The organism is Arthrobacter sp. BGA-UO-ETr-C19 (genome assembly GCF_059568005.1).
In genome coordinates this window covers 1,052,409-1,066,840 of record NZ_JCAQPC010000024.1, presented here as the reverse complement: position 1 = coordinate 1,066,840, position 14,432 = coordinate 1,052,409, and the positions used below count along the sequence as shown (strand labels likewise).

The following is a 14,432-nucleotide window of genomic DNA, read 5'->3' as shown; positions in this document are numbered from 1 at the left end:
TGACGGCAGAATCTAGTGCCGGCTGACCCCGAGCGGCCGGCCCCTCGTCTCCTTCGCCAGGATCACGCCGATGGCTGAGATGACGCACAGAATCATGATGTAGATGCCGATGGAGCCGGTCCATTTGGTGCTCTGCAGGAGCGACTCGGCGATGGTGGCGGCAAAAGCGCCGCCCAGGATGGCGCCGAAGGCGTAGCCGATCGAGATGCCCGAGTACCGCACATTGGCAGGGAACATCTCCGCGTACATGGCGGACATGGGACCGTAGGACAGGCCGAGGCCCACCGTGAGGACGAACAGGGCCAGGCCGTAGAGCCAGATGTTCTTTGTGTCGATGAGGGCGAACATCGGGATCATCCAGACAAACACGATGGCGTACCCGGTCAGGAAGGTCTTGACCCGGCCGATCCGGTCAGAGAGCCAGCCGCCGGCGAGTGTGAAGATCAGCCAGCCGAAGGAGGCCAGCGTGGTGGCGAGCAGAATCTGCGGTGTGGGCATCTTCAGCGACCTGGTGGCGTAGGAGATGAAGAAGGCAATCAGGAGGTAGCCGGCGGCGTTGTTGCCGATGAAGATCATGGTCGAGTACAGGACCGCCTTCTTGTGGCCGCGGATGAGCTCACCGAGGGGCGCCTTGCTCTCTTCCCGGCGGGCAGTCATTTCCTTGAAGACGGGGCTTTCGCCGACCGCCCGCCGGATCACGTAGCCCACCACGATCAGCACGATGGAGAGCAGGAACGGAACCCGCCAGCCCCAGGCGGCGAAGTCCTCCTTCGGCATCCCGGAGGTGAGGAAGAACAGCAAGCCGGTGGCCAGGATCATGCCCACGGGAACGCCGATTTGCGGGTACGCACCGAACAGGCCGCGCTTGCTCTTCGGGGCGTGTTCCACGGCCATCAGGGCCGCGCCGCCCCATTCGCCGCCGGCGGAGAAGCCCTGCAGGACGCGCAGAAGGATGAGCAGGATTGGAGCCCAGGCGCCGATCTGGCCGTAAGTGGGGAGCATGCCGATCAGTGCCGTCGCAGCGCCCATCATGATGAGGGTGAACACCAGCATGGCCTTGCGGCCAAGGCGGTCACCCAGATGTCCGGCAACGATGGCGCCGAGCGGGCGGAACAGGAAGCTGATGCCGATCAGCGCGAAGGAAAGGATCTGCGCCAGGCCCGGGTTGGAGTCATTCAGCGGGGCCAAAAACAGTGGGGACAGCAGCGTTGCCGTCAGCTGGGCGAAGATAAAGAAGTCGTACCACTCGATAGTGGTTCCCACCAGCGTGCCGGCGAGGACTTTGCGTTCCTCGTGCTTGCTGCTCGGTCCTGCCTCTGAATCTACGGGTGAAGTTGCGGTCATTGAAACTCCGTGGCTGGGGGCAGTGCTACTGCCGGAGGTGGTGAAGGCCTGTCCGATTTACTGATCGAACGGTCAGTTAGTGTGAAGGATACTACGAAAGTGTGATCAGGCGCACCCTGTCAGTCGGTCCGGTGCAGGAACTCGCGCAGCCGCGCCCTGGCCGGTTCGCGGTCGTACGTGTTGACCAGCGCCCCGGCCATCCGGACGGGGTCCCCGAAGAAGAAGTACTCATACAGGGACTGCCGGCCCGAGAACCCTGAGATCGAGGCATCGAACGCAAGCTTGAACAGCCGGACCCGCTCCGGCCCTGTGAGTGTCTTCCCCTGCAGGTACAGGTCGATGTCCGCCCTGGCGTCACTGTTCACGTCCGCTTCGCCGGGCAGCGCCATCAGTCCCGACGCGGAGAACTTCCGGATAATCTGCGGGAACCGCTGTGCCACCTTCGGATACCAGTTGCGGGCCGCATTGAGGGTGGTCCACTTGGGCAGCATCATGCCCGCCTCGTTGAGTTCGGCATCGGCCTCCGACGCGCGGACCAGCGCCTTGCCGATTTCGACGTCGATAATCAGTTCGGCGATGTCCTCCTGGATGTGCTGGAATCCGTCGATGCCGATCGAATCGGCGAGTTCGGAGGCCAGGCCAAGGAAGAACTCGCTCTTGGCGATGGTCCGGGTGACCACCTGGTGGGTCATGAGGGCACCGGCACCGGTCTCGGCATAGAACGAGTTGCAGAGCTGCGGATTGCCGAGCATGAAGATGCGGTCGCTGGGAACAAAGACGTCGTCAAAGACGGCCACCGCGTCCATTTCCTCATAGCGGGACGCCAGGGGTTCATCGTGAATGCTGCCGCCGTTATACAGCGAGGTCCTGCAGAGGTACCGGAGCCCCGGCGTGTCATTGGGAATGGCGAAGGCAAAGGAATAAGGAGCATCCTCCGGCGTGCCACGCAGCACCGTGGACGGGAAGACCAGCAGCTCATCGGCGATGGGTGCGATCGTGGCGAGCATGCGCGCGCCGCGGACCACAATGCCGTCGTCGCGCTCCTCCACGATGTGGGCCGTGAGCTGACCGCCCAGCTGCTCCGAGCCGGATACCGACCGGTTCACCTGTGGCGGGATCAGCGTATGGGTTGCCAGCATGTCGTTTTCGCGCGCCCACTCGTAGTAGTTGCCGATGTTCTCGGCAAACTGGGGATCCGCCTGGGCGAACCACTTCCCGGCTGTGCCCAGGGCGGTGAGCGCGGAGTTCATGTAGTCACCCGTGCGGCCGAGGAATCCGTTGGTCGCCTCAGCCCACGTGGAGGTCGCCTGGCGCCGGTGCTGCAGGTCCTCGATGGTCTTGGGCACCAGAAAGGACGCGTTGACAAGGTCCCCTGTGGTCGGCGAGGCATAAGTAAGCACCCCCTGGTACCGCGGGTCGTGCTGCATGTCGAACAGCTTCGCGTACTGCCGGGCAACGTTGCGGAAGGCCGGGTGTTCGGCAACTTTTTCGCTGACCACCTCGCCGTCAATCGCGATGTGCGGGGTCATCGCATTGAGTTTGTCCAGGTACTGCTGGCCGGTCCTGATGCCCATTGCTGCCTCCAGTCGTCGTTGAACTGTCGTTAGTGGTGAAATGTGCCGCCTACAGCAGGTCCTCTATTCCCAGCTGGCTCTCCGGGATGGTGGTGAAGGCGCTGTTGGCGAATGCCAGGGCGTCACCGCTGCGGTGGTCGAAGTCCACCACCTCACCGAGATACAGGGTGTGGTCGCCGCCGTCGTAGGCTGCCCAGGGCCGGCACTCGAAATAGGCGAGCACGCCGGAGAGCCGGGGCGCCGTTGCCCCTTCAACCCATCGGGGCTCCGGACCCGGACGCCCCGCAAAGTGCAAGGCCAGCTGCCTCTGCTCGGCCCCCAGGATGTTGACGGTGAAGGGCCGGCCAGCCAGCTCGTCGTGGGCTTTGGCCGTGCGCGCGATGCTGGCCAGGACCAGAGGCGGGTCCATGGACACCGACGTAAAGGAATTGACGGTGATGCCGTGCCGCTTGGTGACGCCGTCGAAAGTGACGATGGCGACGCCGGTGGCGAATCGACCCAGACTGCCGCGGAAGCGGTGGGCGCGGGGCACCGAGGTCCTGCCCGGAATACCGGGACCCGCTGCCCGATTGGCCATCATCATTGATCCTCCGGGTGCGCGATTCCTGTCTCTGGCGCACCGTGCCGCAGTCGCTCTAAACTGTTCCGTAGATGAACTGTTCTATAGTTGAACAGGCAATTCCTATATGGAACGGTAGCCCAAGGTCACGGCCCATACAAGCCCTTTTGGCTAGCCGCGCCGCTTATCTGCCTAGGATGGACAGCATGACTCCCAACGCCGGTGCCGCAGCGCAGGTTGCGCCCGCCCAGGCTTCCCCGTCGCAGACCCTCTCCCGGGGCATCCGCGCATTGGAAATCCTTGCCGAAGCCGACCGCCCGCTGACCATCGCCGAGCTTTCGGAGGCGATGGGCGTCCACCGCTCCGTCGCCTACCGGATTCTGCGGACCCTGGAGGACCATTCCCTGCTGGTACGCGATGACGCCGGCCGGGTCCAGCCGGGCCCCGGCCTCGCGGTGCTGGCGCGCGGCGTTTCGCGGAACCTGCAGACCGCTGCCCTTCCGGAACTGACCCAGCTGGCCAACACACTTAACATGACTGCCTTCGTGGCTGTGTGGGACCACCAGGACTGCGTGACGCTCGTGACGGTGGAACCCCGGCATTCGGCTGCCACGGTGGTCCAGCATCCCGGGTCCCGCCATCCCATCAGCTCCGGTGCACCCGGCATCGCCATCCAGTCCGCCCTGACGGAGCACGAGTGGAGCCAACTGGCTCCCGCGGTGCCCTATCGCCCTGAAGCTGCCGAGGCGCGGAAGCGCGGTTACGCGGCAAGCCACGACGAGGTTATCGCCGGGGTTTCCTCGCTTGCCGCACCGGTCCGGGTGCCCGGCGGACGCCCGGCGGCGGTCGCCGTCGTCTACATCCGCTCCTCGCAGGATCCGGCCGAGGTGGCCGCTGCCCTGACCGCCAGCGCGGCCCGGATCGAAGGTCAGCTCGCCTGAGCTGACCGCTTCCGGGAACGGACGACGACGGCGGCCGCCGCGCCGAGAGCGAACAGCGCCGCCGCGGCGGCTGCCGAAACGAGGAAGGCGGCTTCGTGGCCCCCTCCCTGTGCCAGTTGGCCGCCGATGGACGAACCAAGGGCGGTACCCGCGACGATGCCGCTGGCGAGTGCCGTCATCACCGTGGCGAGCCGGCCCGCCGGTGCCACGAGCCCGCCGATGGCAAACACCGTGACCATGACCGGCCCCACCGGCAGGCCCAGTGCGAGCAGTACCAGCACCATGCCCCAGCCGTCGGTTGGAAGGAACAGCAGGGCCGACAACCCGGCCATGGCTGCCGCCCCTGTCACCCAGCGGGCCGTCACCGGGAAGCCGGCCGGCCAGTACGCCACCGAGATCGCGGCCGCGGCCGAGCTGATGCCCATGACGGCGTACAGGAGTCCGGCCGCCTCTGATGTTGCGAAGCCGGCGGAAAACGCGCTCAAAGCTGCCTGTGTGGAGCCGAAAAACGTGCCCATGCAGACCATGGCCAGAACCGGAAGTGCCACGGGAGCCAGTCTGGCAAGCCGGCTGCCGGCCCGGGTTTCAGCATTTCCCTTGCCCGCACATGCCCTGCCCGCACTTCCCCTGCCCGTACTGCCGGCGCCCTCGCCGCCGACTGCAGACCGCCGAGGAACAGCCGTCTGGGTACGGTGGACGGCGAAGGCCGGAACGAACGTGAGCGTGAGCGCCGCGGCCAGGGCCAGCGGCAGCCACGGCGCGACCAGGCTGGCCAGGACGCCCACGAGGGCCGGACCGAGCACGAAGGTCAGTTCGTCGGCCGTGCTCTCATAGGACAATGCGACGTCCAGATCGGTGTTGTCCCCTGCGCGCCGGCTTTCGGCTGTGAGGGCCATCCACCGGACACGGGCCAGCGGGCCGACCTGGGGGCAGCTGAGACCCGCCGCCAATGCGGCTGCAATGACGCCCCACGCGGCACCGACGTCATGCACCCCGTGAATCAAATACGCGGCGGCGATGACGGCCAGCACGGCCACGACATTCAGGACGGTCGAGATCAGCAGAACCGGGCGCTGGCCGCGCCGGTCGGCCAGCCAGCCGAGGATCGGCGCACCGACGGCCGAGCCGATACCGACGGCGCCGGCGGCTGCGCCCCCAACGGCATAGGAGCCGGTGACTGACGTGACAAGGGTGAGGGTTCCCAGCGTCAGCATCGCGAGGGGCAGGCGGGCGAACAGGCCCACGGGCAGGAATCCCCTGCCCGCCAGCGCCGGCAGGCGCGCGAAACGGCCGCCGAACTGCGGGGTGGACGCGTTGGTGTTGGCAGACGGGGCGGTGGGTCGGGGGTCGGCGGGTGGTTGTGGCGCCGTTGAAGTGCTCATGTATGCGGGCTCGTTCAGTCATGCGCATCGTCCCTCCTCCCGATGCGCCGAACCCGGTAACAGTCCCATGATAGTGGACACCTGATACCGGGCCCGGAAGTTCCGGCGGCGGAAAATTACCGGATTCAGACCGTTGCGAGTGCGTCAACGATGTGCACCGTGGAGCCGTTGCGCTGCTTCACCACCTGAAGCTGGCTGCCGATGCGCTGTTTCATCTCCCCCACGTGGCTCACCAGGCCGACCACGCGGCCGCCGTCGCGGAGGCCCTCCAGTGCATCCATGACCTGTTCCAGTGCCTGCTCGTCGAGGCTGCCGAAGCCCTCGTCGACGAACAGCGTTTCAATGTCAACACCGCCGGCCTCCTGCTGCACCACGTCGGCGAGGCCCAGGGCAAGCGACAGCGAGGCCATGAAGGATTCCCCGCCGGAGAGCGTCGAGGTGTCGCGGCGGCGGCCGGTCCATTCGTCCACGACTTCCAGGCCCAACCCGGATTTGGCGTTCCGGGCTGCCCTCGCGTCCGAGTGCTGCAGTGTGTAGCGGCCGTCGCTCATGGCGACGAGCCTTTCGGATGCGGCAATGGCAACCTGCTCGAGCCGTGCCGCGAGGACGTACGCATTCAGGCTCATGCGGTAGCTGTTGTCACCCGAACCGCGGGCTGCTTCGGCGAGGCCTTTCAGGACTTCAGCGCGTTCCCGGGGCTCCCGGCCGCATTCAGCGAGTTCCTCATACTCCGCACGGAGGCGTCCCAGGGCCCTGGCGGCCTGCCGCGCCATGCCCGCCGCCAATTCGACGTCCTTTGCTTCCTGGGCGGCCTGTTCGGCTTCGGTGCGCAGCAAGTCCAGGTCCGCTGCGGTAACCGCGGAGCCACGGTCCTGTTCCCTGGCTGCCTGTTCCTTTGCTGCGACAACGAGCTCTTCGCTGGCGAACAGTTCCTCCAGCCGTACTTCCTCGTCCCGCCCGGCCTTGATAGCCGACTCCAGCCTCGCCGCCTCCGGCCCCGGCAGCAGGGCCTGGCGGGCCTCCGCCGCCGATCCAAATCCGGCCTCGGGAAGGGCTCGGTCCAGCTCGCTCCGTGCCTCAGCCAGGCGGTCCGCAGCCTGGTCCAGCTGCGTCCGGGCGGCGTCAGCCTGTTCGAGAATGCTGACAACCTGGCCGATGGCGTCACTGCGGAGACCGAGTCTGGCGTGGCCGGCACGAAGCGCTTCGAGCGACACTTCCAGGGCGGCGGACTGCCCTTCGATTTCGGTAAGGGCGGATTCCGTCTGCGCCAACTGTGACAGCATGTCCACGCGCACCTGTTCCGTGGCGTCGATACGCTCAGCCAGTTCCTCCTGCCGGCTCCTGCTGGCAGCCAGTTCCGCTACGGCCTCGGCCGCCTCGGCAGCAGCTTCCCGGGCGGCCTGGACGGCTTCCTCCGCTTCGGCGGGATCGGTGTCGCCGCCTTGGCCGGCGAGAACGGCGACCAGCTGCCTGGCCTCGGAGAGCTCGGCTTCCAATGCAGACAGCGCCCTCTCGGCCTCCTCGCTGCGTTCCTTGGCTCGTTCCTCTTTCTCGGCAAGCCCCAGGACGGAGTCCCCTGCGGGAACCGGCTCGGGGTGCTCCAAGCTGCCGCAGACGGGACAGGGCGCACCGTGTTCCAGGCGCGAAGCCAATTCGGCCGCAGCATTGGACAGGCGTTCCTCACGGACATCCAGCCATTGCCGGCGCAACTCCTGGTGATGTTCCCTGCCTTTGAGGTGCTGTTCGGTGACCGCAGCGCACCCGGCCGCAGCAATTCCATAGCGCCGAACAACGTCCACCAGCTCCTCGGCGGCTGCCGCCTCCTTGGTGCGCAGCACGGATTCCCCTGCCAGCTGTTCCAGCGGCTGCAGGGCAGCACGCAGGGCCTCCATCTCGGTGCGGAGGGAAAGCAGCCGGACAGCGTGGTCATCACCGGCACGGATGAGTTCCTGCCGCCGCTGCGCAAGCCCGGCCGCCCGTGCCTGCAGGCCTTCCAGCCGGTCCTCATCCGCAAGCCGTTCGCCGATTACGGCGGCCAGCGCCCGCAGACGCGAAAGCTCCGCGGCCACGTCGACGGCGCCTTGTTGCACGACCGCACCGTGTTCCATGCCGGCCAGCTCGGAACTGTGGCCCGCTGCCTCCCGCACGCGGGCAGAGGCGAGGTCCACGGCCCCCTCGGCCCGGGCAAACAATGCCTCGGCGGCGGTCAGGGCCTTCAGCTGGCCGCCGAGCACCTCGGCCTTCCGGTGCAGGTCAAGCGCTGCCCCCGCGCTGGTCAGTCCGGGGGTGGCGGCCTCCGCTTCTGCCCGCCGGCGCAGGGCAGCAGCGAGCTTCACGCGCCTCCCCTCCCTGGCCAGCTCCGCTTCGAGCCGCTCCGTGCACCCGCGGCGCTGCTCTTCGGAGAATTCTGCATCCCGGACCAGTTCTGCGGCACGCTCCGAGGCTGCAGTCTCCAGCCATGACAGAAGGCCAGGACCGCCGGAAGGTTCCGGTGCTGCATCGGGATCGACGTCGAGAGCCGTGGCCTCCGCCCTGGCCCTCTCCACCAGCAGGCCCAGCCTGCCCTCAAGATCGGCTAGTTCCCTCACGGCCCCGGCGGCCTGCACCGCAAGTTCCCGCTCCACTGCCTCGAAACGTTCGGTTCCGAAGAGCTTCTGCAGCAGTTCGAGGCGGTCGGAAGCCTTGGACCGGAGGAACGCGGCGAAGTCCCCCTGGGGGAGCAGCACGACGCGGGTGAACTGCTCCCGGTCCATGCCAAGGAGCGCGGTGATTTCCGCCCCGGCTTCGTCGTTCCGCCCGGACTTTTCCACCCACGCGCCTGCCACCCGTTCACGCAGGAGGGTCTTGGCCTGCTGCGTGGTGAACCCATTCCGTCCGCGGGCGCTGGGCTTGTCCCAGGCCGGCGTCCTGGAAACCTCAAAACGCCGGCCCCGGGCTGTAAACTCGCAGGTCACGCGGGGTTCGGCAGCCGTGTCCGCATGGTCACTGCGCAGCCGCTTGCCGTCCTGCCGCGCGCCGGGAACGGACCCGTAGAGGGCATAGCAGATGGCGTCCAGCACGCTGGTCTTACCGGCGCCGGTGGGGCCATTGAGCAGAAACAGCCCGTGGGCGCTCAGCCGGTCGAAGTCGATGTCCTCGGTTCCGGCAAACGGCCCGAACGCGGAGATTTCCAGACGGTGGATCCTCACAGTGGGGCCTCCTGCAGACGCACGTTTTCCAAAGCTTCGGTGAGGGCGGCCTGTTCCGCGGTGTCCGGCTCGCGGCCGCGGACGTGTTCCAGGAATCCGCAGCAGATGGCGAGGTCATCCTCTGCCTTCGCCAGCCGGCTGCTGTAGCTCGCGCCGGAGGCTGCAGGTGCCCCCTCCGGCTCGAAACCGAGGACGAGCGTGTCCGGGAACCTGGCACGCAGCCGCTCCATGGCCTGGGCCGGCCGCTGGGTGTCCGTCAGGGTCACCTGGCAGTACGCTTGCTCGGCCCAGGCATGCTCGGGTGACTCCAGCAGTCCGTCCAGCGTCCCCCGGAGGACGGCAAGTTTCCGCGGGGCGTCCCAGTGGATCTCCTCCACGGCGGTGACGCCGGACTCGTCAACGTCAACGAGCCAGCCGCCCTTCTGGTGCTTCGCTTCCGAGAAGGAGTAGGCCAGCGGCGAGCCCGAATACCGCACCTCGGTGGACAGGGACTGCCGGCCGTGCAGGTGGCCGAGCGCCGTGTAGCTGAACCCGTCGAACAGGTCCAGCGGCACGGCCCCCACTCCCCCGATGCTCAGGTCGCGTTCGCTGTCCGAGCTGATGCCCCCGCTGGCAAAGGTGTGTGCCAGCACAACCGAATGGACGGTCCGGGATTCGGCCCGCGCGGCGACGTCGGCCCTGATGCGTTCCGTGGCGGCGCGCGTGACTCCGAAGTGGCTGGCGGTGTCCACCCCAAGCTGCTCGGCCACCAGCCGGGGTTCGAGCCAGGGGATGCCATAGACCGCCAGCACCGGGCAATCTTCACCGGGCTGGTCAGTCCCCGCGCCGCCAAGCGGCAGAATCACGGGGACGTCCAGCTCCTGGAGGCGGGTGCGCAGATGAACGCCGCCCTTCTCCAGAAGCCGGGAGGCGAAGCCGAGCCGGATGGCGGAGTCGTGGTTTCCGCTGGTCAGCACCACCTGGGCGCCGGCCCCGGTCAGCCGGACCAGGGCGTCGTCCAGGAGGTTGACGACATCGACGCCGGGCAGTGCCCTGTCATAGACGTCGCCGGCGATCAGCACGACGTCGACGGAGAGCTCCCTGACCTGGACAACCAGCTGGTCGACAAAGGCGCGCTGGGCGTCCAGCATGCCGACGCCGTGGAAAGACCGGCCCAGATGCCAGTCGGAAGTGTGCAATAACCGCATATTCATAAGCTAGACGCGGGCACTGACAAAATAGCCGACCCCCGCCCTTCGGCGCGTCAGGACTCCTTGCTGCGCGTCCCGTCGAAGAAGTCGCGCGCCTCGTCGCGGCCTGCGTCAGCCGGTGCGGCCGCGGGTTGCTCGTCCGAGTCGTCGTCGAAGTCGTCCGCGAGGTCAGACTCGGGATCCGCCTCGGCGTCGGTGCGCTCCGCGTCCGCGGTGACGGCCCTGAGGTTCCGGGCGTCGGCGAACCCCCGGAAAACAAGGCCTGCAATACCGGCACCGACGACAGGGGCAACCCAGAACAGCCACAGCTGCCCCAGCGCCCAGCTGCTGCTGAAGAGGGCAGAAGCGGTGGCCCGGGCAGGGTTGAAGGGCGCGTTGCCCAAAGCCTGGCCCAGCTGCAGCAGTACGGCAAATGCAAGCCCGACGGCGAAGGGGGCGGCAGCCGCGTGGTTGTTGCGGCGGCCCGTCATCCCAAGGAACACGGCAACCAGGATGGCTGATCCGAGCACTTCGGCGAGCAGCACGCCGGCCATCGACGTCTGGATCACAGAGTGCTCGCCGAATCCGGCGGTGACGGTGTCAAACGCCGTGCGGGCGTCCGGGATGCTGGGCACCGTGCGGAGGATGCCAAACAGCGCGAGCGCGCCCGCTGCTGCCCCGACCAGCTGCGCGCCGATGTAGGCCGCTGCGGCAGCGATGCCGATCCGGCCCGCCACCAGGTTGCCCAGGGTGATGGCCGGGTTGAAGTGCCCGCCCGAGATGTACGCAAAGGCCAGCATCGCCGCTGTCACGGCGAGGCCCCCGGCAAGGGCGCCAGGCAGCGGATTGGACTGCGGAAGGGTGAAGAGCGGCACGCCCAGCCCGGCGACCACCAGAAAGAGCGTGCCGAACGCCTCCGCTCCGAGCCTGGTCAGGAGACCGGGCCGGAATCCGTCGTCACCGGCAGTAGGCCTCCGGTTTTCGGTCGGGTGGGCGGGCACAGGGGTGCTCATGTGAGGGGATTCCTTTGTTTCGGTCAGCGGGGAATGCCGCTCGCTTTCGGGAGCAGGCCCCAGCAGTCTGGCAGCAAAGTCTGGACGGTTGCTGAATCCGAGCTTATCGTCCGGTGGCCGGACTCCCGGCACGCAGAGTGGAATGTCACAGCAAGGGCCCCGGTTTTGCAGCGTCCGAATCACGGAGTCGGGGCAAAGCCGGCGGGCAGGTAAATTTGCCTGCATGAGCAATGATCCCGGCCTCAGTATTTTTCCCGGCAGAGCGCCGTCGCCCGAGTCCCGTATCCATGGCTGCCTGCTCGGCGGCGCCCTGGGAGACTCACTCGGCTACGCCGTCGAGTTCGATCCGATAGAGGAGATCCGGCGCCGTTTCGGCGCGGCCGGACTCCGGGACTTTGCCGCGCTCGACGGCGGGACCCACTTCTCGGACGACACCCAGATGACGCTGTACACGGTCGACGGGATCGTCGAGGCCCTGGAATGGGCCAACTCGGGTGTCGGTGCCGACGCCAACGCCTGCGTGTGGCTTGCGTACCTGCGCTGGCTCGACACACAGGGCGTTCCGGTCCCCGAATCGGCGCCGCGGCCCCAGCCCCGCTGGATTGACGCACAGGAAGTGCTGCGGCATCGGCGGGCACCCGGCAATGCGTGCCTGAGCGGGCTGGCCACGGGCGAGATGGGAACGGTCTTCCGCCAGGTCAACCCTGATTCGAAGGGCTGCGGAACCGTCATGCGCTCGGCACCTTTCGGACTGGTTCCGCACATCCCGGCGGAGTCTGTCTACAAGTTGAGTGCCGACGCGGCATCGCTCACCCACGGGCATCCCTCGGCCCGGCAGAGTGCGGGCGTTTTCAGCCTGCTCGTCCATTCGCTGGTGCAGGGCAGCGGCCTGGCCGAAGCAGCGGAGGCTGCGCTCGCCCATGTGCTGGCCGATGACGAGGCGGCGCCCGAACTCCGCGAGCGGCTGGAGTCCGCAATCCGGCTCGCCGGCCAAACCGGACCCGGCACGGTGCTCAGCCCGGAGGACCTGGTCCGTGAACTCGGTGAGGGCTGGGTGGCGGAGGAGGCTCTCGCCGTCGGGCTCTATGCGGTGCTGGCCACTGCCGTCTCTTCAGAGAGAGATGGCGCATCCGATCCGGTGGCCCATTTCAAGGCCGCCATCGCCGTGGCCATCAACCACAGCGGCGACAGCGATTCCACGGGGTCCATCGCGGGCAACATCCTGGGCACGTATTACGGCACGGCTTGCCTGCCCGCGGACTGGCTGGAAGCGCTCGAGGCCCCCGAGGTGATCCGTGGCATGGCCGGGCAGCTGGTTGCCGTCACATCTGCCTGAGCTGAATGTTGTTGCAGGCCTCGCAGATATCCTCGGGGATGAGGCCGCGGCGCTGCAGCATGCCAAAGATGGCACAGCCGAGGCAGAACCCGGCGAAGGCCTCCAGCGAGGCGGCAACGATCAGCACGGCCAGCAAGAGCCACGCGGCGGGCGCCAGGCCGGCGGCCAGCAGGATGGCGGCGGCCGTGGACATTGCGGCGCCGATGCCTTGGGCGAAACGCTTGGGCGGGCCGGGCACCAGCTTGACCCGCCCCAGCCGCGGGGCGATGACCCTGACCGAAAGCAGGGCCAGTGGGGAAATCCTCGGTCCGAACAGCACCCGGAGCCAGAAACCCAACGCAACGGCCGCGAGTCCCCAGCCGGATCCGGCGAGCAGTGTGGTGACGGCCAGCAGGACCACTAATCCGGCGGTGATGCGGGCTGCGTATTCGTTGACCGGGTTGGGAAAGGCGAACGCAGCACTCAGTCTGCCCGGTGAACCCAGCTTCTCTGTAACGCCCGGTTTGGTTGCTTGGCCCATGCGGCAAGGCTAGGAGAGGGCACGGCGGCGGGGGAAGCTTTATTGCGCCATGTGAACCGGCCCGCCACGGACCCCATGCGTTTCAAAACGCTTCCTCAGGTCCTGCCGTGTTTTCTACGACGCGTCCTCAGGTCCTGCCGGGTTTTCCGGGACGCGTCCTCAGGTCCTGCCGGCGGCTTCAAGTGCCCCAGCGACGTAACGAGCGTTCGAGACACCCTGCAGAACCTGAGGAAGCGACTGAGGAAACCCTGCAAGACCTGAGGGAGGGTCACTCAACTGCCTGCGGGACGTGAGGGAGGGTCACTCGACAGGCTGCAGAATCGGTGGCGGCGGGGGAAGCTTTATTGCGCCATGTGTACCGGTGCGCCGCCCACCATCTGCAGGAACTCCCCCTCGGAGATCACCTCGATGGCCTGGCCGCGGTCGTGCAGCTCCAGGACGCGTTTTGCCTTGCCGGTGAGCCGTCCGGAACGCAGGTCGCCTGCCACGAAGCCGTCCCCCACCACCAGGACGCTGGTCCGCGCCGTGACCCGGCTTTCGGGGCGCGCCCCCAGCTCCGCGGACCGCATCTTCGCTTCCGGCCGCGGCATCGCGAGTGAGCCGGTGAACACGACGGTCTGGCCGAAGAGCGGATTCCCGGGTTCGGCGTCGGGATTGGGCTCAGGGTTGGGCCCTTCCTCAGGCCACCCGCTGCGGAACGGCCGGGCCGCACTGCCGCCGGCCGCGCTGCCATTGAGCGCGCTGCCATTGACCGCGGCGGCGAGTGCCGCGGCGGTGGCCTTGGACAGCTCACCGCTGGAAGGGTCGAACGCCGGCTGCTGCGGTATGGACAGCCCCAGCGAAAGGTAGAGCTCGGCGATGCTGTTGGCCCGGTTGCGCCCCGCGATGTCGATGAGGATGCCGGCGCATGCCCGGGCGTCCTCACCCGCGTCGTGGTGGTTCACGAGCGGCACACCCGCCTCCTCGGCGGCGAAGGGCAGGGAATTGGAAACCAGGGAGTAGCAGCGCCGGGACAGCATCACCGTGCACACGTAGTCGTAGGCAGGGCCGGGAAGCCCCGAGACCTCAAGCCCGGACCGGATCACCCCAAGGTCGAAGGCAGCGTTGTGGGCTGCGAGGATGTCGCCGCCGATGAACGCGCCGATCTCCGGGAAGAGCTCCCCGAAGCGGGGCCGGCCAGCCACCTGTTCGGGCCTGATGCCGTGGACGCGGACGTTGTGGTAGTCAAAGGAGTCGTGGTTTTCCGGCGGCCGCATCAGCCACGAGGCCTCCTCGACGATGACGCCGCCACGGACCTTGGTGAGGCCAACGGCGCACGGCGAACCGCGGAAGCCGTTGGCAGTCTCGAAGTCGATCGCCGTAAAGTCCAAACTCACGGGGACAACTGTAGCCCGGCGGTGGCGCGG

The 14,432-nt window shown here is 67.5% G+C and carries 11 protein-coding genes; 2 read left to right on the top strand and 9 right to left on the bottom strand.

Annotation, left to right across the window (positions count from 1 at the left end):
* Positions 1-12: 12 nt before the first annotated feature.
* From AC57BR_RS23840 to AC57BR_RS23830, 3 genes are all read right to left on the bottom strand, one after another.
* Positions 13-1,344 carry an MFS transporter gene (locus AC57BR_RS23840; protein ID WP_496365066.1) on the bottom strand — a complete coding sequence of 444 codons (1,332 nt, stop codon included), beginning with the start codon at positions 1,342-1,344 and terminating at the stop codon, positions 13-15.
* A gap of 119 nt (positions 1,345-1,463) precedes the next feature.
* Positions 1,464-2,918 (bottom strand): 4-hydroxyphenylacetate 3-monooxygenase, oxygenase component, encoded by a 1,455-nt coding sequence (gene hpaB / locus AC57BR_RS23835; RefSeq protein WP_496365064.1) that lies wholly within the window; start codon positions 2,916-2,918, stop codon positions 1,464-1,466.
* A gap of 49 nt (positions 2,919-2,967) precedes the next feature.
* A complete protein-coding gene (locus tag AC57BR_RS23830; protein ID WP_496365221.1) occupies positions 2,968-3,495 on the bottom strand; it encodes a flavin reductase family protein in 528 nt (175 codons plus the stop codon).
* Between the two features lie 188 nt (positions 3,496-3,683).
* Here AC57BR_RS23830 and AC57BR_RS23825 point away from each other — a divergent pair, with 188 nt between their 5' ends.
* On the top strand, positions 3,684-4,418 hold the full coding sequence (locus AC57BR_RS23825; RefSeq protein ID WP_496365062.1) for an IclR family transcriptional regulator: 735 nt from the start codon (positions 3,684-3,686) through the stop codon (positions 4,416-4,418).
* Here AC57BR_RS23825 and AC57BR_RS23820 read toward each other — a convergent pair.
* From AC57BR_RS23820 to AC57BR_RS23805, 4 genes are all read right to left on the bottom strand, one after another.
* Entirely contained in the window at positions 4,406-5,800 is a 1,395-nt protein-coding gene (locus AC57BR_RS23820) for an MFS transporter (RefSeq protein WP_496365061.1), read from the bottom strand. The two genes, AC57BR_RS23825 and AC57BR_RS23820, sit on opposite strands and share 13 nt — an antisense overlap.
* 125 nt (positions 5,801-5,925) lie before the next feature.
* Positions 5,926-8,988, bottom strand: a complete 3,063-nt coding sequence (locus tag AC57BR_RS23815) for an AAA family ATPase (protein WP_496365059.1) — start codon at positions 8,986-8,988, stop codon at positions 5,926-5,928.
* On the bottom strand, positions 8,985-10,175 hold the full coding sequence (locus AC57BR_RS23810) for an exonuclease SbcCD subunit D (RefSeq protein WP_496365058.1): 1,191 nt from the start codon (positions 10,173-10,175) through the stop codon (positions 8,985-8,987). The genes AC57BR_RS23815 and AC57BR_RS23810 overlap by 4 nt, the downstream gene beginning before the upstream one ends.
* A 56-nt stretch (positions 10,176-10,231) precedes the next feature.
* On the bottom strand, positions 10,232-11,170 hold the full coding sequence (locus AC57BR_RS23805; RefSeq protein WP_496365056.1) for an MIP/aquaporin family protein: 939 nt from the start codon (positions 11,168-11,170) through the stop codon (positions 10,232-10,234).
* Between the two features lie 223 nt (positions 11,171-11,393).
* Here AC57BR_RS23805 and AC57BR_RS23800 point away from each other — a divergent pair, with 223 nt between their 5' ends.
* Positions 11,394-12,506: an ADP-ribosylglycohydrolase family protein gene (locus tag AC57BR_RS23800; RefSeq protein WP_496365054.1), complete on the top strand. Its 1,113-nt coding sequence runs from the start codon at positions 11,394-11,396 to the stop codon at positions 12,504-12,506.
* On the opposite strand, the gene AC57BR_RS23795 is transcribed toward AC57BR_RS23800, so the two are convergent.
* Positions 12,493-13,026, bottom strand: coding sequence for a DUF4395 domain-containing protein (locus tag AC57BR_RS23795; RefSeq protein WP_496365053.1), 534 nt, complete (start codon positions 13,024-13,026; stop codon positions 12,493-12,495). The genes AC57BR_RS23800 and AC57BR_RS23795 overlap by 14 nt on opposite strands.
* Before the next feature lie 341 nt (positions 13,027-13,367).
* Positions 13,368-14,402, bottom strand: coding sequence for a 3'-5' exonuclease (locus AC57BR_RS23790; protein ID WP_496365051.1), 1,035 nt, complete (start codon positions 14,400-14,402; stop codon positions 13,368-13,370).
* Positions 14,403-14,432: the final 30 nt, after the last annotated feature.

Coding starts and splice junctions, on each gene's coding strand:
- AC57BR_RS23825 (WP_496365062.1), top strand. CDS start 3,684: ATGACTCCCAACGCCGGTGCCGCAGCGCAGGTTGCGCCCGCCCAGGCT.
- AC57BR_RS23795 (WP_496365053.1), bottom strand. CDS start 13,026: ATGGGCCAAGCAACCAAACCGGGCGTTACAGAGAAGCTGGGTTCACCG.
- hpaB (WP_496365064.1), bottom strand. CDS start 2,918: ATGGGCATCAGGACCGGCCAGCAGTACCTGGACAAACTCAATGCGATG.
- AC57BR_RS23820 (WP_496365061.1), bottom strand. CDS start 5,800: ATGAGCACTTCAACGGCGCCACAACCACCCGCCGACCCCCGACCCACC.
- AC57BR_RS23840 (WP_496365066.1), bottom strand. CDS start 1,344: ATGACCGCAACTTCACCCGTAGATTCAGAGGCAGGACCGAGCAGCAAG.
- AC57BR_RS23805 (WP_496365056.1), bottom strand. CDS start 11,170: ATGAGCACCCCTGTGCCCGCCCACCCGACCGAAAACCGGAGGCCTACT.
- AC57BR_RS23810 (WP_496365058.1), bottom strand. CDS start 10,175: ATGCGGTTATTGCACACTTCCGACTGGCATCTGGGCCGGTCTTTCCAC.
- AC57BR_RS23830 (WP_496365221.1), bottom strand. CDS start 3,495: ATGGCCAATCGGGCAGCGGGTCCCGGTATTCCGGGCAGGACCTCGGTG.
- AC57BR_RS23800 (WP_496365054.1), top strand. CDS start 11,394: ATGAGCAATGATCCCGGCCTCAGTATTTTTCCCGGCAGAGCGCCGTCG.